Consider the following 26,834-nt stretch of genomic DNA (forward strand, 5'->3'; position numbering starts at 1 on the left):
AGTGGGGCCGGAATGATGCTGGGGGTTCGCGGACGCGATGCCCCCTGCATCGTGGAGAGCCCGCGCTTGGCCTCCCGCACGAACGCTCAATACCGCCCGGTCAGCCCCGCCACGCGCAGGTAGACATAGGCCACCCACGCCACCAGCGCGCGCCCGAGCACGCCGCGCAGGCCGCGGCCTTCGGGATGTTCGACGCGCCGCGAGCGGGCGACCGCCGCGTCGAACTCGCGCGCCACGTCCCCGGCGAACGGCGCGTCGCGCACCACGATGTTCGCCTCCAGGTTGAGCAGCAGCGACAGCGGATCGATGTTGGAGCTGCCCACCGTCGCCCAGTCGTTGTCGACGACGCAGACCTTGGCATGCAGGAAGGCCGGCGTGTACTCGTAGATCTGCACGCCGTGGCCGAGCAGTTCGTCGTAGAGCGCATGCGCCGCCATCGCCGCGATCTTGTAGTCGACCTTGCCCTGCAGCAGCAGCCTCACCTGGACGCCGCGCCGGGCCGCGTCCTTCAGCGCGCGCCGGAAGCGCTGCCCCGGATAGAAGTAGGGCGTGATCAGGTCCACCCGCGCGGTCGCGCCACGGATCGCCTCGACATAGGCGCGTTCGATCGTGCGGCGCTGGCGCAGGTTGTCGCGCAGCACAAAGGCCACGCGCACCGGCGCCAGGCGCTCGGGATCGCGCCGGCGATGCTCGCCGCGCGGCATCCGGATGCGACGCATCAGGCGCTTGGCGCGCCGCGCCGGCGAGGCGCTGCGGATCATCGCGCGCATCTCGTCGCCGAAGTCGTGCCCCAGCCAGGCGCGCGTCCAGACGGCGCGCGCGGCCTGCTCGATCGCCCGCACCGCCGGGCCGCTGACGCTCACCGCGAAGTCCAGCCGCGGCGCCTCGGTGCGGCCGTGATGCAGGTCGACGCGGTCGTCGATCACGTTGATGCCGCCGACAAAACCGACCAGCCCGTCCACCACGCACAGCTTCTGGTGCAGCCGCCGCAGCTGGCCGGGATGCAGCCAGTTCCACCAGCGGTCGATCGGCCGGAACACCGCCAGCGCCACCGGCGCGCCGTCCAGCTGCTCGCGCAGCCAGCCCAGGCTGGCCTTGGAGCCGAAGCCGTCCACCACCACCCGCACCCGCACGCCGCGCAGCGCCGCGCGCCGCAAGGCGCCCAGCGTCGCGGCGCCGGCCTCGTCGTCATGAAAGATGTAGGTCGCGAGCCAGACCTCGTGCTCGGCCCGGTCGATCGCCGCGATCTGCGCCGGGAACAGCGCATCGCCCCCGCACAGCAGCCCCACCGCGTTGCCGCCCGAGAAGCTGGGCTGCGACCCGAGGGTCCAGGGGAAGAGGGGTTCCTGCGGCCGCTTCAAGATTCCAGGACGAGTTCAGCCAGCAGCGGCAGGTGGTCGGACATGCGCGCCCAGGCCGGACCGCGCGGCACCTTCATGTCGACGCAGCGCAGCCCGCGCGTGTAGATGCGGTCCAGCGAGAACACCGGCACCCGCGACGGGAAGGTCGGCAGCGAGCGCCGCGCGCCGGGCAGCGCCGCGCGGCTCAGCCCGCCGGCGCGCATCGGCTCGTCCAGCCGCTCGCCCCAGTCGTTGAAGTCGCCGGCCACCACCAGCGGCGCGCCCTTGGGCACATGGTCCTCGATGAACGCGCCCAGCCGCTGCACCTGCCGCACCCGGCTGCCGTGAATCAGCCCCAGGTGCGCCACCACCGCATGCACCTCCGTGCCCTGCCACTGCACCGGCACATGCAGCAGGCCGCGCTGCTCGAAGCGGTGGTCCGACACGTCATGGTGGCCGACGTCCCCGATCGGGTAGCGCGACAGCAGCGCGTTGCCATGCTCGCCATGGCGCGTCACCGCGTTGGTGCGGTAGGCCACCTCGTAGCCCTCGGGCGCGAGGAACTCCGCCTGGCCCTGCTCCGGCCAGCCGAACCAGGTGCGCTCGAACTGGCGCGCCTCGCGGTGGTGGAAGAGCCGCACCTCCTGCAGGAACACCAGGTCCGCGTCCAGCGCCTGCACGCCCATGCCGAGGTTGTGGATCTCCAGCCGCTTGCCCGGCCCCATGCCGCGCACGCCCTTGTGGATGTTGTAGGTCGCCACCCGCAGCCGGCCGACGCTGTCCGCCGGCGAGGTGTCGGTGGTCGCGGAATTGGCCACGGCCGCGTGGCGCGGGGTGCGGCGGATCATGCGGCGCTCCCGGCCCGGCGGGCGCGCCGCGCGGGCAGCTGCAGCACGGCCTCGGCGTTGGAGGGCGAGAAGCACAGGTCGGCGGCCTCGCGCCAGGGCAGCCAGCGGTAGCGCAGGTGCTCGCGCGGCGCCAGCGTCACCGCGGTGCCGGCCGGCACCGTCAGGCCGAAGACATGTTCGGTGTTGCGGCTCACGCCCGGCGCGTAGCGGTGGCGCCAGACCGGATAGATCTCGTAGACATTGGCCAGGCCCCAGTCATCGAGCGCGCCCGGGGCCAGGTCTTGCACGCGGATGCCGGTTTCCTCGAGCACCTCGCGGCCCGCGGTCTCGACCAGCGGCTCGTCGAGGCGGTCCTTGGAGCCGGTCACGCACTGCCAGAAGCCGGGCCGGTCGGCGCGTTCCAGCATCAGCACGTCCAGCGCCGGGGTGTGGATCACGACCAGCACCGACTCGGGAATCTTGTAGGGGCGCGCGGACGCATCGGCGTCGGTATCGGTGTCCGCGGCGGCGGCCGCCGACGGCATCGCGGCAGGGGCGAGAGGCACTTCGCTCATAGCGGGCAAGCATATCCCAGCGTCATGGCGCGACCGGCGCGTGCCAGGCCTGGCACGCGGCCGACAGGGATGCCGACGAGCGGGACGGACAGTCGACAACAACGGGCGCATCGCGGTTTCCGACATGAGCGGCGCCGAGTCCCGAAACGCTTGTTCACAAGCGCGGCACAAGGGCGTCGGCAGATGTGCGGCAGGAAATATAGAAAGTTTGTAGAGCCGTCGGCCCTGGTCGCTCATGCGGGCATCCGCCGTGCCGGCCGCCAGAAGAATGAGCTCACCAAGCACACACCCTGGAGGGGTCATGACCACGGTTTCCCAGATCAACGGCACCGGCGCCGCGCCGGTCGCGTCGCGCCAACTCGTCAATCGGCCGAGCGGCAGCTTCGAGATCAACGCCCGCGAGTACGGCAGCGTCGCCGCCGGCGCGATCGGCCTGGCGCAGGCCGCCTGGCAGGGCGGCGAGAGCGCCGTCAGCAGCGTCGTCCATTGGAGCGAGGAAGGCCTGCAGGCGCTGGAGGACGGCGCCCAGGCGGTGGGCCACGCGGTCTCGAGCGGCGTGTCCGAGGTGGCGGAACTGGCGGGCGAGGTCAAGGACGCGGTCGCCAGCGGCGCGAGCACCGTGATGAAGGAGGCCGGCGAGCTCGGCAGCAGCGTCGGCGCCTACCTCGCGGCGGGCGCCGTCGCGGGCAAGGCGCTGGTCGACGAGATCCTCTGACCCTGCGCGCCGACGCCCTCGTCCGGTGCACCCGGGTGAGGCGCTCGCGCGCGCCGGTTCACCGCCTCGCCCTTCCGGAGCAGTGTTTCTGCGGGCCTCGACCGACTCGGTTTTGCTAAGGACCGCCAATCTCACGTCGTTTCCGGTCATCGATCGGGCGGTTTCGGCCCGGAACACTGCGGGCTTCCTTGGTGAACCCCCTTTGCCCATGTCCGATCCCCGCTCCCTGCCGGCCGCTTCGGCCGCGATGACCGCCTCGCCCCTCCCCCCGTCGCCTTCGCCGTCTCCGACCGCGACCTTGCCGCCAGCTCGAGGCACCCCCACGTCGAGGGCCGCTCGCGCCGGACGTCCGGCAGATGAGGGGGTGGCCCCCTCGGCCAACAGCGATGAACAGCCGTCGTCGGCCTCTTCTGCAACGGCCCCGGCGGCCGACACGACGATCCCCGACTGCCCCGCTCCCGCCTCCGACGCGCCGACGCCGGCCAACGCCGACGCCGCCATCGACGCCCAGAAGACCGCCGTCCCTTGCGGAACGAGGTCCGAGGTGACACCCGGCGCGGCGACCGAAGACGACCGCGGCCCCGTCATCGGCTGGATCTGGCCCGGCGCGGGGCTGATCACGCCTTGGGCGTTCGGCGTGATGGCCGGCGGCCTGCGCGGTACTCGCGATGACGCCCCCTTCGCACCGGCGCATGCCATCGGGCCGGGCCGGCCCACGGACCCGGCGACGCCGGGGGAGCCCGCGTCGCCCGCCAACCCCTCCGACCCCGGCAACTCCGGCAACTCTGGTAGCTCTGGTAGCTCCGGCAACTCCGGCAACTCCGGCAACTCCGGCAACTCCGGCGGCTCCGGCGGCTCCGGCGGCTCCGGCGGCTCCGGCAACTCTGGCGATGCTGGCAATCCAGGCAATCCGGCCGATCCCGCTGGCCCGACGGACCCGACCCGGCCTACGGATCCCACCGACCCGACGAACCCCTCGCAGCCTGGGGATCCCTCCCATCCGGAGGATCCTTCGCAGCCCGGGAACCCCACTCGTCCGGGGGACACGGGCCACCCCGAGGACCCGTCTCGCCCGGCTGAACCGCCGCTGCCGGAGGATCCCACCCGCCCCGGAGGGCCCTCCGAGCCCGACCAGCCCGGCGGGGATCCGACCCCGCCCGTCGACCCGTTCGAGCCGGATCCCGCGCTGCGCCCCGGGCCGCCTCGGCTCTCGCTGGCGCAGGACTCCGGGATGTCCGCCGTGGACCACCGCACCCGCGATGCGCAGGTGATCGTGTCCGGGCTGGCGCCCGACGCGCACTGGCAGTTCAGCCTGGACCTCGGCCAGACCTGGCACGACGGGCAGGGCAACAGCGTGGACGCGGCGCTGTTCACCCGCGACGGCCTGCACACGGTGCTGGCGCGGCAGGCCAATGCCCACGGCAGCAGCGGGCTCAGCGCGCTGCGCCTGGCCCTTTACACCCACGCCGACGACCTGGACCTCTCCTCGCAGCCCGGGCCGCAGTCCGCGCTGCACCGCATCGTCGACCGCGCCACGATCGCCGCCGGTGTCGCGCTCACCGCCACCGACGCCGCCCTGACCCCGCAAGACCTCCATGAACTGCGCCTGCGCCTGGGCGGCGACGGCTTCGATCCGCTCAACGATCGCCTGCGCCTGGACCGCGACCTGGACCTGAGCCGCGACGGCCAGGCACAGGGCGTACGCATCGGCGGCCTGGACGGCCTGGCCTACCGCTACGACGCGGCCACCGCGTCGCTGGCGATCTGGCGCGCCGACGGCAGCGCGCTGACCGGCTCCGACGCCGCCGCGCTGACCAACGCGATCCGCCTGAACAACCTCCAGACCCGGCCGCGCGACGGCGAGCGGACCGTCACCCTGAGCCTGCTCGACGTGGCGGGCAACGTCAGCGCCGACGCGCAGGTGTCGGTGATGGTGGACACCCGCGTCCCCACGCTGGACTTCAACGGCGCCCGGCCCGGCCTGGACGCCGACATCGCCTTCCGCACGCTGACCGCGCCGCGTGCCCTGCTGCCGGACGGCGCCGGCCTGCGACACGCCAATCCCGACGCGCGCTTCCAGCAGGTGACGATCGACGCCAGCGGCGCCGGCGCGAGCCGGGACGACGTCCTGGGCAGCCGGGATGGCGGCGCGGTGACCGCGCTGGATCAGGCCGCCAACACCTTCACCGTGGCCGGCACCGCGTGGCACGCGAGCCGCGCGGCCGACCGCTTCGTGTTCCGCCTCGAGGACGGCAGTTGGGCCAGCGCGGCCCAGACGCAGGCGCTGCTCGAATCGCTGACGCTGGGCAGCGTCGCCGCGCAACCGCAGGAAGGCCCCCGGCAGTTCAAGGTCACGGTCACCGATCACCTCGGCCGGACCGGCTCGGCCACCAGCGTCCTGTTGCTGGACACCACGCCGCCGGTCCTGGACCTCAACGGCGCGGCGCCGGGGCTCGATGCCAGCCTGACGGCCGTGTCGGGCGTGCCCATCGGCGTCACGCTCGGCCTGCCGACCCGGAGCCAGGTCACCGAGAGCAGCGGCGTCGTCCAGCTGCAGCTCAAGTTCACCAGCGCGGTCGCCGGCGCGCTCGCGCCCACCAACAACTACCCGCCGAACCTGCGCAACGACACGGAGATCTTCGGCTTCTACGACCTGGACAAGCCGGACCAGCTCCTCTTCATGGACAACCTGGGGCAGCCATTCAGCTACTCGGCGGTGGGCTGGTTCCCGGGCCTGCTGATGGACATGGTCTACACGCGTCCCGGCGACGGCTCGGTGGTCGTGACCATCACGCCGAACATGACGCTGACCGAGAACGTCACCCAGGCGCTGCTCGAGCGTCTGGCCTACAAATGCGGCATCGGCCAGGTCCCGGGCATGCGCCAGGTGGAGATCACCGCGACGGACCGCGCCGGCAACGTCAGCATCATCCCCACGCTGGCGACGCTGGACGTGAAGCCGATCGGCACGCCGGTCGTCCAGCTCGGCCGCGGCAGCGACACCGGCGCGTCGGCCCATGACGAACTCACCTTCGCCAACGGCAGCGCGGCCTCGCCGCTGACACTCGCCGGCTTCGCCGCGGCCGCCGCGACGGTGACGCTGTTCCGCGACGCCGACGACAACGGCCTGCTCGAGGCCGGCGAGGCGCTGGGCACGGTGGTGGCGGACAGCACCGGCCGCTGGCAATACACGCTCGCCGGCGCCGCGCTCGCGGATGGCACGCATCGCTTCGGCGCGGTCGCGAGCGGCTTCACGTCGGCGCTCCTGGCGGTCACGGTCGACGCCAGCGCGCCGGACAGCGTCATCGACATCGGCAGCACGGTGCGTCCCCGCCCGGTGCTGGGCGGCAAGACCGAGGCGAATGTGAGCGTCACTGTCGAGCTCGACACCGACGGCAACCCCACCAACGGCTACGAAGTGCGCTACCTCACGCGCGCGGACGCCGACGGGCAGTGGCTGCTGGACACGGCCACCGCGACACCGGTCGCGGGAGCGGCGCGTCGATTCGACGGCAGCGACACGGTCCACCTGCGCGTGCTGGCGACCGACCGCGCGGGCAACGTCACGACCCGGACCGCGAGCGCCGTCGCCGCGGAGACGCTCTACAGCCTCTCGGACGGGCAGCTTGTCGACGGAGCGGACGGCACCACCCAGCTGGTGTTCACGGTGACGCGCAGCGGTGACCTGGGCGAGGCGGGCAGCGTGCGCTTCGCGGTGGACCGCGCGTCCACGACCGCCAGCCAGTCCGCCGACGAACTGGCCGGTGGCATCGACTTCTCCGGCCCGAGCGCCGGCCTGCTGAGCTTCGCCGCCGGCGAGACTGTCAAGACGATCCGCTTCACCGTCCAGGGCGAGCGGGGGGTGGTCGAGGAGGTCGGGATCCGGCTCGAGGCACCGATCCACGGTCGGATCGACGACGGCCTGGGCATCGGCAGCCTCCCGGCGGTCGACCTGGACCGGCTGCAGGGCGTCGAGGCCCGCGCCCTCCTCGGGGTCACGCCACGCGCGCAGGCCGAGCCGCTGACCGAGCTGTTGACCGAGCCGTTGATCGACGGGCCGGACGACGACGGCATCGGCGACGACGGCCGGACGATCACGCCGGCCGTGCTGTGGGCGAGCGACCCGCTCCACCTCGTGACCGCGGGCCAGGCGGTGGTCTGAAGCGCTCGTCGCGGCCGCGGCGCGACGCGGTCGCCCGCCGCGGTCGTGACGGGGCGCCTCAGCCGAGCCGCGCGGCGAGCCGCCGCGCGAGCGCCAGCGCCTGTGGCAACCCGGCCGCCAGGACAGCGGCGTCGGTCTCGCCGGACAGGCGCTCCAGGGTCGCCACGAGCGCCCGGGCCTGCTCGGCGGGCTCGACCGTCTCGATGGCGGCGACGGTCGCGCCCGGCAGCGGCAGCTGCGCGATCATCCGCTGCAGCCATCCGGCAAGCCGCTCGGCGCGGCTGCGATCGGCGCGCGACCACACGGCGCCGGCGGCGCGTTCGAGCACCAGCGCGCCGACCGCCCCGCCGCTCGCGTCGCGCAAGGTCAGCAGCTGCGACGAGCGATCGTTGCGCTCGATCCGCCCGCCGGCCAGGCCGCCCGGCGTCCATCGCAGTTCCAGTCCGGTCAGCGCCAGCGACTCCATCAGGCGGGGCCGCGCCTGCTGCCACTGCGCCTCGACCTCGGCGGTGGAGGTCACCACGGCGGCGGACCGGCCGAGCGCGAGCAGCAGCCCCTCCGCGCCATGCGGGTCCGTGTCGAAGCGCGCCAGTTGCTCCAGGCGCGCGGGCAACTCCGTCTGGCCCAGCGTCGCCTCCAGCCGTTGCCGCTGCTGCTGGTGGTACCAGCTGGGTCCGAGCTGCTCCTGCTCGGCCATCAACTGCCCGAGCCGGCCATGCGCCGCCGCCTGCAGCGAGCGCGACTGGATCGCCTCGCCCAGCGCGAGCGCCTGCTGCGCGGCCGCCACCGCCTCGGCACCGCGGCGCAGCTCGCTGACGAGCAGGAGCGTCTGCGCCTGCAGCCAGCGATAGCGGCTGCGGCGCGAGAGATCCTCGGCTTCGAGCGCCAGCGCCAGCGCGTGGTCGAGGGCGCCGCTGTCGCGGGCGCAGCGCGCGTGATGCCACATGGCCTCGGCCTCGTAGTCGCGGTGCCCGACGGCGCGCGCGTCGGCGCGGGCCTCGTCCAGGCGCGGCAGCGCGGCCTGCGGGCCCTGCGTCGCGCGCAGCGACACCGCGCGGTTCAGCGCGATCTTGGAGCGCATGTAGGGGTCGTCGCCCAGCTGCGGGTAGTGCAGCTCGGCCTGGTCCAGCACGCGACCGCCGCGCGCCCAGTCGCCCAGCGCGAAGCACAGGTGCGCCAGGCCGATGCGGGCCAGGCAGGCCCAGCGGGTCTCGTCGTCGGCCAGCTCCAGGGTCTGGCTCCAGGCGTTGCAGGCCTGGACGTAGTCGCCGCGCTGGTAATGCATGCGGCCCAGCGCCTCGCTGAGCTCGGCGGCCTCTTCCAGCAGGCGGTGCTGCAGCGCGCGCGCCAGGGCGCGCTCCAGCTCGGCCTGCAGTTCAGGCCCGCGGCCCCAGCGCTCGAGGATGAAGAAGGCGCCCAGCAGCGCCTGGAAAGGCGGTTCGTCCTCGCGCGCGATCAGGCGCTGGAGCCGTGGCAAAGCCAGCCCGGGGCGGCGCATCACCAGCCGCTCCCAACGCGCCTGCGGCGACAGCGCCGTCCGGGTGACGGCGCCTCCGCCGCGCCGCGCGCCCGCGGGACGCGTCCGTCCGCCCCTGCCCTTGCCGCCGCCCTCGCCCCGCTCGCCGATCGCCATGTCCATTCCGTCCGAAGCCGCCCCGTCCGGGGAAGGCGGAAGCATAAACGCCTGACGATTGACTTCATCAGGCTAGCGCTCGGCGAGGGGAATCGTCGGAGCCCCACCTCTTCAAGTCATGGCAGAGGCCTATGACTGACATGAACTTGCTATTCGGCTACAGGAATCACACCCGTTTCAGCCATCGCCCCTCAGGTTCGGACCTCGGAGACTGCCGGCATTCCATCCATCCGTGCTAGTCGCCATGAACGCCGCTCCGACCCCCTCGCCCCGCCAGCCTGAACCGGCTACCACCTCCTCCACCTCCTCCACCATCCCCTCCTCGCCGGCCACCGCGCCGCATCCGCGCGCCCTCCCGCCGTCGTCCACCCCGGAGAAAAACCGCCCGCTGCCGCGCCCGAAACGCGAGGCCGACGACGAATCGACGCCCGCCGCTGAGGCCGAGACCGCGACTGCAGCGTCCGCCAGCGACGAGGCCGCTGCCGCAAGCGACGCGCCGGCGCCGGCCGAGTGCCTCCCCCAGGCCACGTCGCCGGAGAGCGCCGCATCGAACACCGCCGACTGCGGCGGCGCGCAAGCGGACACGCCGCGGTCCGTCGCGGCGGCGTCCGCCGGCCCAGCCGAGGGCGGCTGGGTCTGGCCGGGTGTCGCGCTGATGGGCGCCAGCATCGCGGCGGCCGCGAGCGGTGGCGGTGGCGGTGGCGGCACCCACGGCGGTGCCGGTGACGGTCACCCGCCGCGTCCCTCCGATCCGCAGCCTCCCGTCGACCCGGGTCCGCCCGACGTCCCCCGGCCGCCGGGCGACCCGGTCGTCCCGGTCGAGCCCGAACAGCCGGTCCATCCGGCCGACCCGGAGCTTCCCTCCGATCCGATGCCACCGGTGGACCCCGTCAGACCCGAGCAACCGGTGGATCCCGTTGTTCCCACCGACCCTGATCACCCGGTTGATCCGATTCATCCCGTCGACCCGGTCGATCCGGTTGACCCGGTCGATCCGGTCGATCCGGTTGATCCGGTCGATCCGGTCGATCCGGTTGATCCGGTTGATCCGGTTGATCCGGTTGACCCGGTTGACCCGGTCGATCCGGTCGATCCGGTCGATCCGGTCGATCCGGTTGATCCGGTTGATCCGGTTGACCCGGTCGATCCGGTTGATCCGGTTGATCCGGTTGATCCGGTTGACCCGGTCGATCCGGTCGATCCGGTTGACCCGGTGGATCCGGTGGATCCAGTCCCTCCCCCGGACGCGCCCCGTCTCGCGCTGGTTCACGATTCCGGGCTGTCCGCCACCGACCTCCACACCAACGACGCGCGCGTGAGGATCTCCGGCCTCGCGGACAAGGCGACCTGGCAGTTCAGCCTGGACCTGGGCCTCACCTGGCAAGACGGTCAGGACGACACCATCCCCGCCTCGCAGTTCACGCAGGACGGCACGCAGACCGTCCTGGCGCGACAGATCAACGCCCAGGGGGCCAGCGAGATCACCACGCTGCGATTCGTCCTCCAGACGCGCGCGGACGATCTCGACCTGTCCCCGGCCGCAGGGCTCCAGACGGCGGTCACCAGCGTCGTCGACCGCTTCCAGCTGGCGCCGGGCGTCGCCCTCACCGCGACCCAGGACGCGTTGACCGCGCAGGACCTCAGCGCGCTGCGCGTGCGGATCACCGGCGTCGGATTCGACCCGATCAACGACAAGCTCCAGCTGGACCAGGCCCTGGACCTGGACGTCAGCGCGGCCATGGACAACATCGAGATCGGCGGCCTGGCCGGCCTCTCCTACCGCTACGACGCCGACACCGCCAGCCTGTCGATCTGGCGCTCCGACGGCACCGCGCTGACCGGCTCCGACGCCGCGGCGCTGTCCAACGCGATCCGCCTGAGCAACACCATGGGCCGCCCGCGCGAAGGCGAGCGCGTGATCGCGCTGTCCGTGGTCGACCTCGCCGGCAATGCCAGCGCCGAGTCGCAGGTGTCGGTGGTGATGGACAACCACGTGCCCTCGCTGGACCTCAACGGCCCGCTGGCCGGCGTCGACACCGAGACCGTGATCCACGACCTCGCCACGCCGCAGCCGCTGCTGGCGCCAGGCGGCACGCTGTCCCACACGAATCCGGACGCGACGTTCCAGCAGGTGACGATCGACATCAGCGGCGAGAGCGTCAGCCCGGACGACCATCTCGGCTGTCTGGACGGCGGCGTGATCACCCAGCTGGGCCAGGTCGACCTCACGATCACCGTGGCCGGCGTCCAGTGGCGGGCCATGGCGCTGGCCGATCGCTACCAGTTCATGCTGGCCGACGGCTCCGCCGCCAGCCTGGCGCAGACGCAGGCCCTGCTGGACTCCCTGCGGCTGATCGACACCTCGCCGCTCGCGCTGGAAGGCCCCCGCTCGTACCAGATCACCGTCACCGACCACCTCGGCCGGACCGGCACGGCCACGAGCCTGTTCATCGTCGACCGCACCGCCCCGGTCATCGACCTCAACGGCCCCGCGCCCGGCCTCGACCGGACGGTGACCGTGTCGCCGGGCCTGCCGATCGCCTTCCCGCTCGCGATGCCGTCCAAGACCGAGATCACCGAGGCCCACGGCATCGTCCGCCTCCAGTTCCGCTTCAGCAGCGAGGTGGACGGCGCCTTCGTCGCGACCGATGCGGCCGACCCTGCCAACGCCGACCGCCTGGAGCGCTTCGGCCTGTATGACCGCGCCAACCCCGAACAGACCGCCGGCATGCTGAGCATGGGGGCCGCCTCGTCCGTCGAGGCCACCACCTCGACGGCTGGACTGCGCTACGGCATCACCTGCGAGCGCTCGCCGGACGGCACGGTGCTGTTCACCGTCGTCCCGTCGATGACGCTCACCGCGGACATGACGCGCGCGCTGCTGGAGCAGCTGGCCTACAGCGCGGGCGCGGGCGCCGTGGTGGGCAACCGCCATGTCGAGATCACCGCCACCGACCTGGCGGGCAACGTCAGCGCCGTGGCCTCGCAGGTGACGCTGGAGGTGCGGCCCGCCGGCACGCCCGCCATCCTGCTCAGCCGCGACAGCGACTCCGGCCTGTCGCCGTACGACGGCGTCACCTCGGCCAACGGCTCCGCCGCGTCGCCGCTGATCCTCAAGGGCTACGCCGCGGCGGGAGCCACGGTCACGGTGTTCCTCGACGCCGACGGCGACGGCGTGATGGCCGGCAACGAAGTCCTGGGCACGGTCGTGGCGGACGGGAACGGCCGGTGGGAATTGCAGCTCGCCGGCGCCGGGCTCGAGGACGGCGTGTACCGCTTCGGCGCCGTGGCCGATGGCCTGACCTCCGGCGCGCTCGAGCTCACCGTCGACACGCATCCGCCGGCCAGCGTGGTGGCCATCGGCGACACGGTCCAGCCCCGTCCGGTGCTGTCCGGCACGACGGACGCGCGGGTCGAGGTGACCGTCGAGATCGACACCGACGACAACATCGCCAACGGCTACGAGCTGCGCTACGTGACCCATTCCGACGCCGCCGGCCAGTGGCGCGTGGACACCGCCACGGCCACGCCGGTGGCGGGCGAACGCCACCGCTTCGACGCCGGCGACCCGGTGCACGTGCGGGTCACGTCGGCCGACCTGGCGGGCAACGTGACGGTGAAGACCGCCGACAGCGTGACCGCGGGCGCCACGTACAGCATCTCCGACTCGCATGTGATCGAGGGCACCGACGGCAGCCGCGAGATGGTGTTCATGGTCACCCGCGACGGCGACCTGAGCGAGGCGGGCAGCGTCCGTTTCGCCGTGGACCGCGGCGCCAGCTCGGCCGGATCGAGCGGTGCCGCCCTCGCCTCGGCCGCCGACTTCAGCGGCGCCAGCACCGGCCTGCTCAGCTTCGCCGCGGGCGAGACCAGCAAGCTGGTCCGCTTCACGGTGAACGGCGACCACTACCGCGAGGTGAACGAGAAGGTCGTCGTCCGATTGGAGGACGCGACGGCGGGACGGATCGCCGACGGCCTGGGCATCGGCAACATCAACGAGATCGACGTCAACCGGCTGCAGGCGGCGTACGGCCTGCGCGACCTGAACCCGCACCAGAACGACTTCGCGATCCGGGTGCGGCGCAGTTCCGACAACGCCGAGCAGGACATCGGCTTCGACCTCAATGGCGAGCTCGACCGCACCGCGCTGCTCGACTTCGTCGGCCGCGGCGCCTCGGACAAGGGCTTCGTGACCCAGTGGTTCGACCAGTCCGGCAACGGGCGTGACATGACGCAGACGGACCTGGCCAGGCAGGGCGTCATCGTCGACGCGGGAAAGGTCGTGCAGCGCGCCGATGGCTCAGCCGCCATCAGCTTCAACAACGGTCGCAATGGCAGGAACAACGACTACATGGTCGCCAACGGCGCCGCGGCGGACGACTGGAAAAGCGTGGCGGTCTACACCAAGGTCCAGTCCGAGGGCACCGGTTTCGGCACCCTGTTCAACCTGGGCGTCAGCGAGAACAACGGCCGGCTCAGCAGCCATTACCCGGCCTGGAACAACTACTACTTCGACGTCGACACCGCCAGCGGCGACGGCCGCCTCGTGCAGCCCCTGCCGTCGAGCAACGCGCTGCTGAACCACGCCAACGACGTCGTGTTCGAGGCCCACGCCGGGAACACCGGCGCCGGCACCGCAGCCCTCAACTACGTCGATGCGAAGCAGGTCATCTTCGAGGAAGGCATCCGGGTGGCTTCCGACGGCACCCTGCCGAGCCAGTTCCCGACCAGCGCCCAGTGGAAGATCGCCTGGCACGGCGACTGGGCGAATGGCAGCGACACCGGCTACTACCAGCAGGCCATGTACAACGAGTTCCTCGTCTTCCTCGACAAGGACGGCACCGCCACGCCGGCCGTGCAGTCGCTGCTGGGCACCGCCGGCAACGACGTGCTGACCTACTCGGGCGAGCGCGAGGTGAGCCGCATCGACGGCCTGCTGGGCCATGACGCGCTGTACGTCTCGGGCGACGCGAACCTCGACTTCGGCGCCTTCTCCGGCGGCGTGAAGGGCCTGGCCCAGGTGTGGATGGACAACGGCGCGGCCAACACGCTGACGCTGACCTCGGCCACGCTGGCGGCCAACGGCGATGCGCCGCTGGTCGTGCAGATGGACGCGGGGGACCGGCTGATCCTCGATGGCCGCGAGTTCCAGCACAGCGGCGACCACCTGGAAACGATGGTCATCGGCAGCCAGCGCAACGACGTGATCGTCGCCAGCTCGCGCAACGACGTGCTGATCGGCGGTGGCGGCGCCGACACCTTCCGCTGGCAGGCCGGCCAGACCGGGCATGACACGGTGCTGGACTACAGCAATGCCCAGGGCGACCGGCTCGACCTGACGCAGCTGCTGCGCGGCGTCCCCGTCGGCGGCGAGGACCGCTTCATCCGCCGCGGCGTCGATGCGCAGGGGCAGGTCGAGCTGCTGATCGACGCCCACGGCAATGGCGACTTCAACCAGCCGGAGCTGACGATCACGCTGGCGGACCTTCGGCCCACCGACACGATCACCGTCCTGACCGGAGCTGGCCAGGCGGTGCTCTGACGGCCTGGCGCGGTCGGTGCCGCACGCGCCAGGCCGCGGCCACCGCGGACATCACGCCGCGATGCCGCCGCGAAAACAACAACGCCCCGACGGCCTGCGCTTCGGGGCGTTGTTCCTGGCGCGACGGTGGCGGGAAGGCCACCGTGCCCGGCGATCAGGCCGAAGCCGCGCCCGGGTTGCGCAGGCGGATGTGCAGCTCGCGCAGCTGCTTCTCGTCGACGTAGGACGGCGCGCCGGTCAGCAGGCATTGCGCGCGCTGCGTCTTCGGGAAGGCGATCACGTCGCGAATGGACTCGGCCTTGGTCATCAGCGTGACCAGGCGGTCCAGGCCGAAGGCCAGGCCGCCGTGCGGGGGCGCGCCGTACTGCAGCGCATCCAGCAGGAAGCCGAACTTCACGCGCTGCTCCTCGGGGCTGATGTTGAGCGCCTCGAAGACCTTGGCCTGCACGTCGGCACGGTGGATACGCACCGAGCCGCCGCCCAGTTCCCAGCCGTTGAGCACCATGTCGTAGGCCTTGGCCACGCACTTGCCGGGGTCGGTGACCATCAGGTCCTCATGGCCGTCCTTCGGCGCGGTGAACGGGTGATGGACCGCGGCCCAGCGCTTGTTCTCCTCGTCTTCCTCGAACATCGGGAAGTCGACCACCCACAGCGGCGCCCACTTGTCCTCGAACAGGCCGGTGGACTTGCCGAACTCGCTGTGACCGATCTTCAGGCGCAGCCCGCCGATGGCGTCGTTGACGATCTTGGCCTTGTCGGCGCCGAAGAAGATCAGGTCGCCGTCCTGGGCGCCGGTGCGCGACAGGATGTCGGCCACCGCCTTGTCGTGCAGGTTCTTCACGATCGGCGACTGCAGGCCTTCGCGGCCCTTGGCCGTCTCATTGACCTTGATCCAGGCCAGGCCCTTGGCGCCGTAGATCTTCACGAACTCGGTGTAGCTGTCGATCTCGCCGCGGCTCATCGTCGCGCCGCCCGGCACGCGCAGCGCGACCACGCGGCCGCCCGGCGTCGTGGCCGGACCGGAGAAGACCTTGAAGTCCACGTCGCCCATGACATCGGTCAGCTCGGTGAACTCGAGCTTCACGCGCAGGTCCGGCTTGTCCGAGCCGAAGCGGTGCATGGCCTCGGCGTACTTCATGACCGGGTAGTCGCCCAGCTCGACGTTCAGCGCCTTGCGGAAGACATGGCGGATCATGCCCTCGAACATCGCGCGGATCTCTTCCTCGTTCAGGAACGAGGTCTCGATATCGATCTGCGTGAACTCGGGCTGGCGGTCGGCGCGCAGGTCCTCGTCGCGGAAGCACTTGGTGATCTGGTAATAGCGGTCGAAGCCCGCCACCATCAGCAGCTGCTTGAACAGCTGCGGCGACTGCGGCAGCGCGAAGAACATGCCGTCATGCACACGCGACGGGACCAGGTAGTCGCGGGCGCCTTCCGGCGTGCTCTTGGTCAGCATCGGGGTCTCGATGTCGACGAAGCCGTGCTCGTCCAGGAACTTGCGCGCCTCCATCGCCACGCGGTAGCGCAGCATCAGGTTGTTCTGCATGTACGGGCGGCGCAGGTCCAGCACGCGATGCGTCAGGCGCGTCGTCTCGGAGATGTTCTCGTCGTCCAGCGGGAAGGCCGGCGTCACCGACGGGTTCAGCACTTCCAGCTCGTGGCACAGCACCTCGACCTTGCCGCTGACCAGGTTGGCGTTCTCGGTGCCGGCCGGGCGCGCGCGCACCTTGCCGACGATCTTCACGCAGAACTCGTTGCGGACCTCTTCGGCCACCTTGAACATCTCGGGGCGGTCCGGGTCGCAGACGATCTGGACCAGGCCTTCACGGTCGCGCAGGTCGATGAAGATCACGCCGCCATGGTCGCGGCGGCGATGGGCCCAGCCCATCAGGGTCACGGTCTGGTCCAGCAGCTTCTCGCTGACTTGGCCGGCATAGCAGGTACGCATGGAGTTCTCCGGAAATTTCGAGTGTCGGGACGGCGCTGGCGGCGGGGCGTCGATGCGGATCGCGACGCGCGCGGCCGGCGCGGGAAGGACGGATTCAGGGAATGGGCGCTGGCGGGGTCCCGCGGACCCTCAGGACTGAGCGCTTGCCGGGGCGCTCAGCCCAGTCAATTTCGGGCGACCTCGCTCGGCAGGACGATGGCCGGCTCCCCCTGAGGAGCGACTACCCCCATCGAGATGATGTATTTGAGCGCCTCATCGACGCTCATCGCCAAAGGCCGCAATTGCGCGCGGGGCATCATCAGGAAGAAGCCGGAGGTCGGGTTCGGCGTCGTCGGCACGTACAGCGCGACATGCTCCTCCGGCTCCGCGCCGCTGAGCGTGCCCAGCTGCTGGGCCACCTCGCCGCCGGGCTTGCCGGTGACGAAGGCGATGGTCCACGAGCCCTGGTGCGGGTACGGCACCAGCACGGCCTCGCGGAAGGCGTTGCCGCTGGAGGAGAACAGCGTGTCGGAGACCTGCTTGACCGAGCTGTAGATGCTCTTGACGATGGGGATCTTGTAGAGCAGCCGATCCCATTGGCGCAGCCACCACTGGCCGAAGATGTTCGCCACGAACATGCCGGTCAGCATCAGCAGCGCGACCATGACGACCACCCCCAGGCCGGGGATGTCATGCAGCTGCTTGAGCGAGGTCTGCGCCGACAGCGGCAGCACCGCGCCGACCGCCGACAGCAGCCAGACGAAGACGCCGTCGATCATGCCGAGGATCCACAGCAGGACCCAGACGGTGATCGCGAGCGGGAGCCAGACCAGCAGGCCGGTGATGATGTACTTTCTCATGCCTGGGTCCGGCCTCGGCGTCAGTGGCAGGCGCAGGAACCGCCGCAGGCGGTGCCCGACGAGGCCGACGTGCCGGAGGAGGACTCGGACGAGGCGGCGGCGGTCCCGCCGGAGGCCGGGGCGGCCTCGCCACCCGCGGCCGGCGCGGCGGCCGGAGCCGCCGGCGCGCTGGCACCGCCCGATCCGCCGCGGAAGTCCGTCACGTACCAGCCCGAGCCCTTGAGCTGGAAACCGGCGGCGGTGACCTGCTTCGAGAAACTCTCCGCGCCGCAGGCGGGGCAGACGGTCAGCGGAGCGTCGGACAGCTTCTGCAGCACGTCTTTGGCGTGGCCGCAGGCGCCGCAGCGATAGGCGTAGATCGGCATTTGAGGGACTACCGGGTCAAAAACCCGAAATTATATAGAGTGGCCCGCCGGCGCCGCACCGGCCAGGCGGTGGTGGCTGCCGTGCACGTCGCGGATCGCCTGCGGCCCCAGCGAGCCCACCAGCATGCCCACGATGCCGGCCAGCAGGCCCGCCAGCTGGGCCGGGAACTGCTCGCCCGCCGGCGTCATCAGGAACAGGATCCAGGTCAGCACGCCCAGCACGATCGCGAAGATCGCGCCCTGCGTCGTCGCGCGCTTCCAGTAGAGGCCGAACAGCAGCGGCACGAAGGCGCCGACCAGCGTGACCTGGTAGGCGCTGGAGACCATCTCGTAGATCGACGTGCCCTGCAGCGCGATCGCGTACGCGCAGACGCAGACCGAGAACAGCAGCACCGCGATGCGCATCGTGCGCAGTTCCTGCTTGTCGGACACGCGCGGGAAGAACTGGCGCCAGATGTTCTCGACGAAGGTCACCGACGGCGCCAGCAGCGTGGCCGAGGCGGTCGACTTCAGCGCCGACAGCAGCGCGCCGAAGAAGATCACCTGCATCACGAAGGGCATCTTGTCGATCACCAGCGTGGGGATCACCTGCTGGGGGTCCTCGGCGATCAGCTGCTTGGCCTCGGTGGGCATGATGATCAGCGCGCTCACGACGATGAACATCGGCACGAAGGCGAACAGGATGTAGCAGATGCCGCCGATGACCGGGCCGCGGGTCGCCGCCTTGACGTCCTTGGCGGACATGACGCGCTGGAACACGTCCTGCTGCGGGATCGATCCCAGCATCATCGTGATGGCCGCGCCGACGAAGAACACGATGTCGTGGAAGCTCGGCTCGGGCAGGAAGCGGAACATGTCCTGGCTCGAGGCCAGCGCGATGACCTTGTCGGCGCCGCCGGCCATGTCGGCCGCGAACCAGGCGATCAGCGACAGCCCCACTACCAGGATGATCATCTGGATGAAGTCGGTCACCGCCACCGACCACATGCCGCCGAACAGCGTGTAGGCCAGGATCGACGCCGTGCCGATCATCATGCCCACCGGGATGCTGATCGCGCCGCCGGACAGCAGCTTGAACACCAGCCCCAGCGCGGTCACCTGCGCCGCCACCCAGCCCAGGTAGGACAGGATGATGATGAAGCTGCAGACCACCTCGACCACGCGGCCGTAGCGCTCGCGGTAGTAGTCGCTGATCGTCAGCAGCGTCATCTTGTAGAGCCTGGCCGCGAAGAACAGGCCCACCAGGATCAGGCACGAACCCGCGCCGAACGGATCCTCGACCACGCCGTTCAGGCCCGACTGCACGAACTTGGCCGGGATGCCCAGCACCGTCTCGGAGCCGAACCAGGTCGCGAAGGTGGTGGTGATGATCATCACCAGCGGCAGGTGCCGGCCAGCGATGGCGAAGTCCGCCGTGTTCTTCACCCGCTTGGCGGCCCACAGGCCGATCGCGATGGTGACAAGCAGGTAAAGGATGACCAGGGTCAGGAGCATGGCAGCGGGCCTTGGGAATGCGGGGAAGGCGGGAGCGCAGGAATCCGGCGCACAAAAAATTGCGCGCGGATTATCCCCGGAACCTCGGGGACTGCTGCCCAGGGTCCTCCCCGCCCCCCGGACACCCCGTTTCAGCGGCACCCGCGATGGGGGATCCGCCCCCCTTTTCACCAGATATCTGCGGGTCAGCTCCTCCATTTGGGTCATGGGGCGCATGTCTCACGCGAGTTCCAGGGATGGGGCCGCCAATGGGCTCCCTTTCCAATCCCCTCCACGCCCTGCCACCGCCACCGGAGCCCCGCAACGTGGATGCCCTGACCGTAGACCTGGATTTCATCGTCGGCCGCGTCGCCATGACCGTCGGCGAACTGAGCGGACTCACGGCGGGCCGGATCGTCCCGCTGGACACCTCGACGCCGGCACTCGTGCGCATCGTCGCGCACGGCACCGAGCTCGGCATCGGCCGGTTGGTCGAGCACGACGACCGGCTGGCGGTCGAGGTGCTGCAGTGGGGCCATCCACGGTGACCTGCCTGGCGCAGCGCGCCCTTTCCTCCCCTGTCCCAGGGAGCCACTGGCTCCGGGAGAGGCCCACCGGATCTTCTTCGAGCCTGTCCATGAGCCATCACACCGAAGCCACGAGCCGCCCGCCCGGCCCCCTTGCGAAGTCCGGGGCGACGAGCCCCGCACCCCACTCCTCCGGCGCCGGCACCTGCGCGCCGCACGCCGCGCCCGACGAACCGGTCGACCCGGAACTGGCCCGGCAGCGCCAGCAACTGGTCCTGTCGCACATCATCAAGATCGCCCACGACGCCCGCAGCGATTCCAGCAAGCTCAAGCGCTTCCTGCGGCGCTACGAGCGCTCGCCCGGCGAGCTCGACGACATCATCCAGGACGCCATGCTCGAGGCCACCCGCTGCGCCGACCGCTTCCAGGGCCGCTCCACCGTCGAGACTTGGTTCTTCGGCATCGCGGCCAACGTCGCGCGCAACCATGTGGCGCGCTGCGCCAAACGCAATCGTCAGATGGAAAGCCTGGACGACGCGCCGCACACGCGGGACGGCGAATCGGTCCACCACGCGCGCGACGGCAGGAAGGATGTCAGCCAGCAGGTCGCCTATCGGCAACTGGCCGGCATCGTCGACGTCACGCTGTCGGGCTTGTCACCCGACCTGCGCTGCACCTTCGACCTGGCCTGCCTGCAGGAAGAGTCCTACCGCGAGGTCGCCGCGCTGCAGGCGATCCCGATCGGCACGGTGCGCTCACGGGTGAACCGCGTCCGCACCCTGCTGCGCGCCCGCCTGAAGCAGGAATTCGCCGACTACGCGGTCTGATCCCGCCCCGCCCAGCCCCGCCGCACCTCCCGCCTCCCGGCCGGACAAGCGCGGTCAGTCGATCCAGCGCATCACCAGCTGGGTCGCCACCAGCGCGAGCGTGAATCCGCCGATGCCCCACAGCAGCGTCTGGAGCAGATGGTTGGTCCGCCGCTGCTCCAGCAGCAGCTGGCGCGTCAAGTCCGAATGCCCGCCTTCGGCGCGCTGGCGCAGCACCTCGTGCATCAGGCGGGGGAATTCCGGCACCATCTGCGCGAATCGCGGCGCCTCCTTCTTCAGCTGCCGCACGAAGGCGCGCCAGCCCACCTGCTCATCCATCCAGCGCTCGAGGAAGGGCTTGGCCGTGGCCCAGAGATCCAGATCAGGATCGAGCTGCCTGCCCAATCCTTCAATGTTGAGCAGCGTTTTTTGCAGCAAAACCAGCTGCGGCTGAATCTCCACGTTAAATCTGCGGGAGATCTGAAACAGCCGCATCAGCACCTGGCCGAGCGAGATGTCCTTCAGCGGCTTGTCGAAATGCGGCTCGCAGACGGTGCGCACCGCCCCTTCCAGTTCATCGACGCGGGTCTCTGGCGGCACCCAGCCGGACTCGATGTGGAGCTCCGCCACGCGCTTGTAGTCGCGACGGAAGAAGGCGATGAAGTTCTGCGCCAGGTAATCCTTGTCGACCTCGGTGAGCGTGCCGATGATCCCGAAGTCCAGCGCCACGTAGTTGCCGAAGGTGTGCGGATCCAGGCTGACCTGGATGTTCCCGGGATGCATGTCAGCGTGGAAGAAGCCGTCCCGGAAGACCTGCGTGAAGAAGATCGTGACGCCGTCGCGGGCCAGCTTCTTGATGTCGACGCCGGCCTCCCGCAGGCGCTCGAGCTGCGAGATCGGCACGCCGCGCATGCGCTCCATCACGATGACCTCGCTCCGGCAGAGCTCCCACATCATCTCCGGCACCAGCACCAGGTGCAGGTCCTGCATGTTGCGGCGCAGCTGGGCGGCGTTGGCGGCCTCGCGCACCAGGTCCAGTTCGTCGTGCAGGTAGGTATTGAATTCGGCGACCACCTCGCGCGGCTTGAGCCGGCGCCCGTCGGCGGAGAAGCGCTCCACCCAGCCCGCGACGGTGCGCATCAGCGCCAGGTCGTCCTCGATGATGTCGAGCATCCCCGGCCGCAGCACCTTCACCGCGACCTCCCGCCCGTCCATCAGCGTCGCGAAGTGGACCTGCGCGATCGAGGCGCTGGCCACCGGCTCGGCCTCGAAGGTGGCGAAAAGCTCCTCGATGCGCCGCCCGAAGGCGCGCTCGATCAGCTCGCGGGACAGCTCGGCCGGGAATGGCGGCACGTTGTCCTGCAGCTTGGACAGCTCCTCGATCATGTCCGGCGGCACGAGGTCGCGCCGCGTCGACAGCAGCTGGCCAAACTTGACGAAGATCGGCCCGAGCCGCTCCAGCGCGAGCCGCAGCCGCACGCCGCGCGGCTGGTCCCACGCGCGGCCGACCGAGATCAGCCGGCGCAGGAAACGGAAGCGCCGACGCTTGAGCGTCGACAACGCCAGTTCGTCCAGCCCGAATCGGTAGAGGGTCCAGACGATGACCAGGAGGCGGGACAGATACCTCATGCCCGGACCGGATTCCCGGACCTCATGCCCGGCCCTGGCCGTCCGGCATGAAACGGCCCGCCTGACGGGCCAGGGTCGCCATCGCGCCAGCGACGGCGCGTCCGAAGCGGCCCAGCTGGTGCGCCACGGCCGGACCGGTGATGGCGGCGAGGTCGTCCTCGATGTCCCAGCGCACGTGATCGATCAGCCAGTTGAAGTCGCCGGCCAGTTGCGCGTCGCCGTCCACCCGCACCTCGGGCCGGGCGCCGGACAGCGCCGCGAAGGCCGCCGCCGCAGGATTCGCTGCATCGAGTTCGATGAGCAGGTCCGGTTCTTGCCTAGGGCCATCCTCGTCGCCCAACCGTTCCAGAAGACCGGCCGGGGTGATGCGCAGCCGCAGGTCCGGCGCGGCCGGCAGCATGGCCGGCCAGCCCACCAGGCGCAGCCGCAGCGTCTTGCCCGTGTGCGGGGCCAGGCGCGCGGTGGCGACCGGCTCGCGGGACATGACATGGTTGAGCAACAGCGTGATGCGATCCTGGAGCGCAGGGGCCAGGAGCTTGGACCATTCTTGAAGCATGGGGCGGATTGTAGGCAGGCCCGGAGGGCGGCCTGATGAACGAGGAAACCGGTGACAAGCTGGGGCGTCCGGTTACGAGTTCGTGAGATGAATTGAGAGAGAATTTCCGGCTCCGGCCGGACAGGAGCGGCAGGCCGGCCTCGACGCCGCCCGCCGTACGGCCACGAGGGAAGCAACGAAGGACCAACGGGTGATGTTTGAGGACCGGAACTACAAGAGAACCTTCTACAGCGCGCCGCAGTCGGTCCAGTCGTTCATCGCGGCATTCCTGGAACCGACGCTGATCGTCCTGATCTACCTGTGCCTGCTGGCCTGGTTCGGCGAACCGGTCATGCGCTCCACCTACACGCTGTGCATGCTGGTGTTCGCGCTGACCTTCCCGGGACGCAACCGCTTCTCGGATCATCCCGCCAGCGCCGTGACCGACATCGTCGGTTCCTGGCTGATGCTGCTGCTGATCCTGGGCATGTTCGCCTACGCCACCAGCAGCTTCCATTACTTCGAGCGCCCGGTGCTGCTGTGGTGGGCGCTGCTGACGCCGCTGGCGCAGATCCTGGCGGTCGAGATCGGCCGGCGCGTGCTGCGCTGGCGCGCGCAGCAGCCCTCGGTGCGGCGCACCGCGGTGATCGTCGGCGCCGGGCCGCTGGGCGCGAAGGTCGGCCGGGCGCTGTCCTTCGGCTCGATCCGCGGCGTCGAGTGCCTGGGCTTCTTCGATGACCGCACCGACGACCGCCTCCATCCCGACAGCGTCGGCCGGGTGCTGGGCACGCTGCCGGAACTGAGCGACTACGTCCGCGCCAACGGCGTGCGCGAGGTCTACATCACGCTGCCGCTGGGCTCGCAGCCGCGCATCCTGCAGCTGCTCGAGCAACTGCAGGGCACGACCGCCTCGCTGTTCTTCGTGCCGGACGTCTTCGGCATCAGCATCATCCAGGGCCGGCTGCAGGACGTGAACGGCGTGCCGGTGGTGGGCATCCTGGAGACCCCGTTCACCGGCGTGAACGAGGTGGTCAAGCGCATCAGCGACATCATCCTGGCCGCGCTCATCCTGGTGCTGATCTCGCCGATCCTGCTGATCCTGGCGATCGGCGTGAAGATGAGCTCGCCCGGCCCGGTGATCTTCAAGCAGCGCCGCAACGGCCTGGATGGCGAGGAGATCGTCGTCTACAAGTTCCGCTCGATGCGCGCGATGGACAATGGCGCGGTCGTCAAGCAGGCGACCAAGGGCGACCCGCGCATCACGCCGTTCGGGGCCTTCATCCGCAAGACCTCGCTGGACGAGCTGCCGCAGTTCATCAACGTGCTGCAGGGCCGCATGAGCATCGTCGGCCCGCGCCCGCACGCGGTCGCGCACAACGAGGAATACCGCCAGCTGATCAAGGCCTACATGGTCCGCCACAAGGTCAAGCCCGGCATCACCGGCTGGGCGCAGGTCAACGGCCTGCGCGGCGAGACCGACACCGTCGACAAGATGAAGGCGCGCGTCGAATACGATCTGGAATACCTGCGCAACTGGTCGCTCGGCCTGGATCTCCAGATCATCGTGCGCACCGTGCGGCTGATGCTGTTCGACCGCCACGCCTATTGACCCGCAGGAGACCTTCCCACGATGAACCGCCTCCACCGACTGTCGCTGCCCTTCGCCCTGCTCGCGTCCGCCTCCTGCTGGGCCCAGAGCGACCAGGGCAGTCCCTGGTACCTGGGCGCCTCGCTGGGCCATTACTACACGGACAACGTCTTCCGCTCGAATGCCGCCGAAAGCAGCGACCGGCTGACCTCGCTGAGCCTGCTGGCCGGCGCGGACACGCGGCTGGGTCGGCAGCGGCTGCACGCCGACGCCCGCTTCAACGACACCCGCTACGAGGACAACAGCCGGCTGGACAACCGCGGCTACAACATCGACGCCGGCGTGGACTGGGAAACCGCCGGCAACCTCTCGGGCACGCTGGACTACACCACCGCCCGCACGCTGGCCGACTTCAACAGCAACACCGGCATCGCCCCGACGACCGAGCGCAACCTGCAGACGGACCGCAGCCTGGGCGGCAGCGTGCGGCTGGGCCTGCCCAATCTCTCGCCGTTCATCATCGAAGGCACCTTCAGCCGCCGCGAGCGCGATTACTCGCTGGCCCAGTGGGCCACGCAGGAGTACCGCCAGAACACCTCGTCGCTGGGCCTGCTCTACAACGCCAGCAGCGCCTGGCGCTTCGGCGTGGCGAGTCGCTACACCAAGGGCCGCGTGCCGGTGAACGGTTTCGAGTGGGATCGCAAGGACGTCGACCTGACCGCGCTGTGGCGCGCCACCGGCTCCAGCAGCCTGAACGCGCGCCTGAGCCACAGCAGCTCCGACTCGTTCACCGGCGTGACCGGCGCGCTGAGCTGGACCTGGGCGCCCGGCGGCCGCTGGGTGCTGAACACCAAGCTGTCCCGCGACACCGGCGTCGAGACCTACTACCTGGGCATCAACAACGGCCTGGCCGACTTCAACCGCGTGCAGACCGCGGTGCAGGCCAACCTGAGCTACCGCCTCACCGGCAAGCTCACCGCGACGGCCGGGGTGGGCATCACCCGCCTGAGCCGCGACCAGAACATCGCATTGCCCGGCGCCGGCCCCAAGGACAACTCCAAGCAGTACAGCCTGGGCCTGGCCTGGGAGGCGCTGCGCAACGTCACGGTCGGGTGCCAATACACACGCCTGGACCGCGACACGAGCAACGTCCTCTATTCCTACAACGCCTACACCGCCGGCTGCTACGTGCAAGGCATGATCCGCTGACGCTCCCACTCCATGGCCAACGACACCATCCTGCTGACCGGCGCGACCGGCTACATCGCCTCCCACACCTGGCTCGCGCTGCTGGCGGCCGGCTACCGCGTCGTCGGCGTGGACAACTTCAGCAACAGCTCGCCCAAGGTGCTGGATCGTCTGGCCGAGCTGAGCGGCCAGACCCCGCTGTTCGAGAAGCTCGACGTCTGCGACGGCGCGGCGCTGGACGCGGTGTTCAACGAATACAAGCCGGCCGCGGTGGTGCACTTCGCCGCCTTCAAGGCGGTCGGCGAGTCCACCGCCAAGCCGCTGAGCTACTACCGCAACAACCTGGACGGGCTGCTGACGGTCTGCGAAGCGATGCGCCGGCATGACTGCAAGCGCATCGTCTTCTCCTCCAGCGCCACCGTGTACGGCCAGCCCAGGTCGCTGCCGCTGCGCGAGGACGCCGAGCTGATGGCGGTCAACCCCTACGGCGCGACCAAGCTGATCGGCGAAGGCATCCTGCGCGACCTAGGCGCCTCGGACCCGCAATGGCAGACCGCCTGCCTGCGCTACTTCAACCCGGTGGGCGCGCACGAGAGCGGCCGCATCGGCGAGGACCCGCGCGGCATCCCCAACAACCTGATGCCCTACGTCACGCAGGTGGCGGTGGGCCGGCGCGCCAAGCTGTCGATCTTCGGCAACGACTACGACACCCCCGACGGCACCGGCGTGCGCGACTACATCCACGTCGTCGACCTGGCCGAGGGCCATGTGGCGGCGCTGAACTTCCTGCTGCGCGGCCAGGAGTCGATCTGGGTCAACCTGGGCACCGGCCGCGGCTACAGCGTGCTGGAACTGGTGAACGCCTTCGCCAAGGCCAGCGGCCGCGAGATCCCCTACGAGATCGTCGCCCGCCGCCCGGGCGACGTCGCCGCCTGCTACGCCGATCCGGCGCTGGCGCGCGAGAAGCTGGGCTGGAGCGCCCGCTTCGACCTGCAGCGCATGTGCGAGGACAGCTGGCGCTGGCAATCGTCCAATCCGAACGGTTTCGAGGGTTGATGCGCGGCTCTGCGACACTTCCGACCCATTTTTCGAATCCACAGCCCCGCATCGACATGCAAGGGGCGCCAGTTCCAGAGGGAGCA

19 protein-coding genes are annotated in these 26,834 nt (G+C 70.4%); 8 read left to right on the plus strand and 11 right to left on the minus strand.

Annotated features, from left to right (window positions below; all coding sequences use genetic code 11):
- Positions 1-86: 86 nt before the first annotated feature.
- Genes clsB through nudB form a run of 3 tightly spaced genes read right to left on the minus strand, consistent with a single transcriptional unit; the run spans position 87 to position 2,712 of the window.
- Positions 87-1,361, minus strand: coding sequence for a cardiolipin synthase ClsB (gene clsB / locus ACTJKJ_RS19480; protein WP_440821441.1), 1,275 nt, complete (start codon positions 1,359-1,361; stop codon positions 87-89).
- Complete coding sequence (locus tag ACTJKJ_RS19485) at positions 1,358-2,188, minus strand: endonuclease/exonuclease/phosphatase family protein (RefSeq protein WP_091721653.1); 831 nt, start codon at positions 2,186-2,188, stop codon at positions 1,358-1,360. Before ACTJKJ_RS19485 ends, clsB begins: the two co-directional genes overlap by 4 nt.
- Positions 2,185-2,712, minus strand: a complete 528-nt coding sequence (nudB, locus tag ACTJKJ_RS19490) for a dihydroneopterin triphosphate diphosphatase (RefSeq protein WP_440821483.1) — start codon at positions 2,710-2,712, stop codon at positions 2,185-2,187. The genes ACTJKJ_RS19485 and nudB overlap by 4 nt, the downstream gene beginning before the upstream one ends.
- 331 nt (positions 2,713-3,043) lie before the next feature.
- Between nudB and ACTJKJ_RS19495 the strand changes: the two genes are divergently transcribed.
- Together ACTJKJ_RS19495 and ACTJKJ_RS19500 are read left to right on the plus strand one after the other, a co-directional pair.
- A complete protein-coding gene (locus ACTJKJ_RS19495) occupies positions 3,044-3,457 on the plus strand; it encodes a hypothetical protein (RefSeq protein ID WP_440821442.1) in 414 nt (137 codons plus the stop codon).
- Between the two features lie 1,231 nt (positions 3,458-4,688).
- Positions 4,689-7,619: a hypothetical protein gene (locus tag ACTJKJ_RS19500; protein WP_440821443.1), complete on the plus strand. Its 2,931-nt coding sequence runs from the start codon at positions 4,689-4,691 to the stop codon at positions 7,617-7,619.
- A 58-nt stretch (positions 7,620-7,677) separates the two neighbouring features.
- Here ACTJKJ_RS19500 and ACTJKJ_RS19505 read toward each other — a convergent pair whose 3' ends face one another.
- Complete coding sequence (locus ACTJKJ_RS19505) at positions 7,678-9,252, minus strand: hypothetical protein (RefSeq protein WP_440821444.1); 1,575 nt, start codon at positions 9,250-9,252, stop codon at positions 7,678-7,680.
- A gap of 235 nt (positions 9,253-9,487) precedes the next feature.
- Positions 9,488-10,522 (minus strand): hypothetical protein, encoded by a 1,035-nt coding sequence (locus ACTJKJ_RS19510; protein ID WP_440821445.1) that lies wholly within the window; start codon positions 10,520-10,522, stop codon positions 9,488-9,490.
- 45 nt (positions 10,523-10,567) lie between these two features.
- Between ACTJKJ_RS19510 and ACTJKJ_RS19515 the strand changes: the two genes are divergently transcribed.
- The gene (locus ACTJKJ_RS19515; protein ID WP_440821446.1) at positions 10,568-14,794 is read left to right on the plus strand and encodes a type I secretion C-terminal target domain-containing protein; all 4,227 of its coding nucleotides are present in this window, start codon (positions 10,568-10,570) and stop codon (positions 14,792-14,794) included.
- 154 nt (positions 14,795-14,948) lie between these two features.
- On the opposite strand, the gene aspS is transcribed toward ACTJKJ_RS19515, so the two are convergent.
- The 4 genes from aspS to ACTJKJ_RS19535 all read right to left on the minus strand — a co-directional run bounded on the left by aspS (position 14,949) and on the right by ACTJKJ_RS19535 (position 19,440).
- The gene (gene aspS / locus ACTJKJ_RS19520) at positions 14,949-16,742 is read right to left on the minus strand and encodes an aspartate--tRNA ligase (protein WP_091721624.1); all 1,794 of its coding nucleotides are present in this window, start codon (positions 16,740-16,742) and stop codon (positions 14,949-14,951) included.
- A gap of 164 nt (positions 16,743-16,906) precedes the next feature.
- Positions 16,907-17,581 carry a DUF502 domain-containing protein gene (locus tag ACTJKJ_RS19525; protein WP_091721619.1) on the minus strand — a complete coding sequence of 225 codons (675 nt, stop codon included), beginning with the start codon at positions 17,579-17,581 and terminating at the stop codon, positions 16,907-16,909.
- 20 nt (positions 17,582-17,601) lie between these two features.
- Entirely contained in the window at positions 17,602-17,946 is a 345-nt protein-coding gene (locus ACTJKJ_RS19530; RefSeq protein ID WP_297389771.1) for an FmdB family zinc ribbon protein, read from the minus strand.
- 30 nt (positions 17,947-17,976) lie between these two features.
- The gene (locus tag ACTJKJ_RS19535; protein ID WP_297389773.1) at positions 17,977-19,440 is read right to left on the minus strand and encodes a sodium:solute symporter family protein; all 1,464 of its coding nucleotides are present in this window, start codon (positions 19,438-19,440) and stop codon (positions 17,977-17,979) included.
- A gap of 305 nt (positions 19,441-19,745) precedes the next feature.
- Here ACTJKJ_RS19535 and ACTJKJ_RS19540 point away from each other — a divergent pair, with 305 nt between their 5' ends.
- Positions 19,746-19,967 carry a FliM/FliN family flagellar motor switch protein gene (locus tag ACTJKJ_RS19540; RefSeq protein ID WP_175538166.1) on the plus strand — a complete coding sequence of 74 codons (222 nt, stop codon included), beginning with the start codon at positions 19,746-19,748 and terminating at the stop codon, positions 19,965-19,967.
- A gap of 89 nt (positions 19,968-20,056) precedes the next feature.
- On the plus strand, positions 20,057-20,773 hold the full coding sequence (locus ACTJKJ_RS19545; protein WP_297389778.1) for a sigma-70 family RNA polymerase sigma factor: 717 nt from the start codon (positions 20,057-20,059) through the stop codon (positions 20,771-20,773).
- 54 nt (positions 20,774-20,827) lie between these two features.
- Here ACTJKJ_RS19545 and ubiB read toward each other — a convergent pair whose 3' ends face one another.
- Positions 20,828-22,381 carry a ubiquinone biosynthesis regulatory protein kinase UbiB gene (ubiB, locus tag ACTJKJ_RS19550; protein ID WP_297389781.1) on the minus strand — a complete coding sequence of 518 codons (1,554 nt, stop codon included), beginning with the start codon at positions 22,379-22,381 and terminating at the stop codon, positions 20,828-20,830.
- 22 nt (positions 22,382-22,403) lie between these two features.
- Positions 22,404-22,937 carry a hypothetical protein gene (locus tag ACTJKJ_RS19555; protein ID WP_297389785.1) on the minus strand — a complete coding sequence of 178 codons (534 nt, stop codon included), beginning with the start codon at positions 22,935-22,937 and terminating at the stop codon, positions 22,404-22,406.
- Between the two features lie 193 nt (positions 22,938-23,130).
- Between ACTJKJ_RS19555 and ACTJKJ_RS19560 the strand changes: the two genes are divergently transcribed.
- Genes ACTJKJ_RS19560 through galE form a run of 3 tightly spaced genes read left to right on the plus strand, consistent with a single transcriptional unit; the run spans position 23,131 to position 26,748 of the window.
- Positions 23,131-24,525: an undecaprenyl-phosphate glucose phosphotransferase gene (locus ACTJKJ_RS19560; RefSeq protein WP_440821447.1), complete on the plus strand. Its 1,395-nt coding sequence runs from the start codon at positions 23,131-23,133 to the stop codon at positions 24,523-24,525.
- Positions 24,526-24,546: 21 nt separating this feature from the next.
- Entirely contained in the window at positions 24,547-25,713 is a 1,167-nt protein-coding gene (locus ACTJKJ_RS19565) for a hypothetical protein (protein WP_440821448.1), read from the plus strand.
- A gap of 12 nt (positions 25,714-25,725) precedes the next feature.
- Positions 25,726-26,748, plus strand: a complete 1,023-nt coding sequence (gene galE / locus ACTJKJ_RS19570; protein ID WP_297389794.1) for a UDP-glucose 4-epimerase GalE — start codon at positions 25,726-25,728, stop codon at positions 26,746-26,748.
- Positions 26,749-26,834: the final 86 nt, after the last annotated feature.

The organism is Roseateles sp. 22389 (assembly GCF_052044995.1).
Classification (GTDB): Bacteria; Pseudomonadota; Gammaproteobacteria; order Burkholderiales; family Burkholderiaceae_C; genus Roseateles.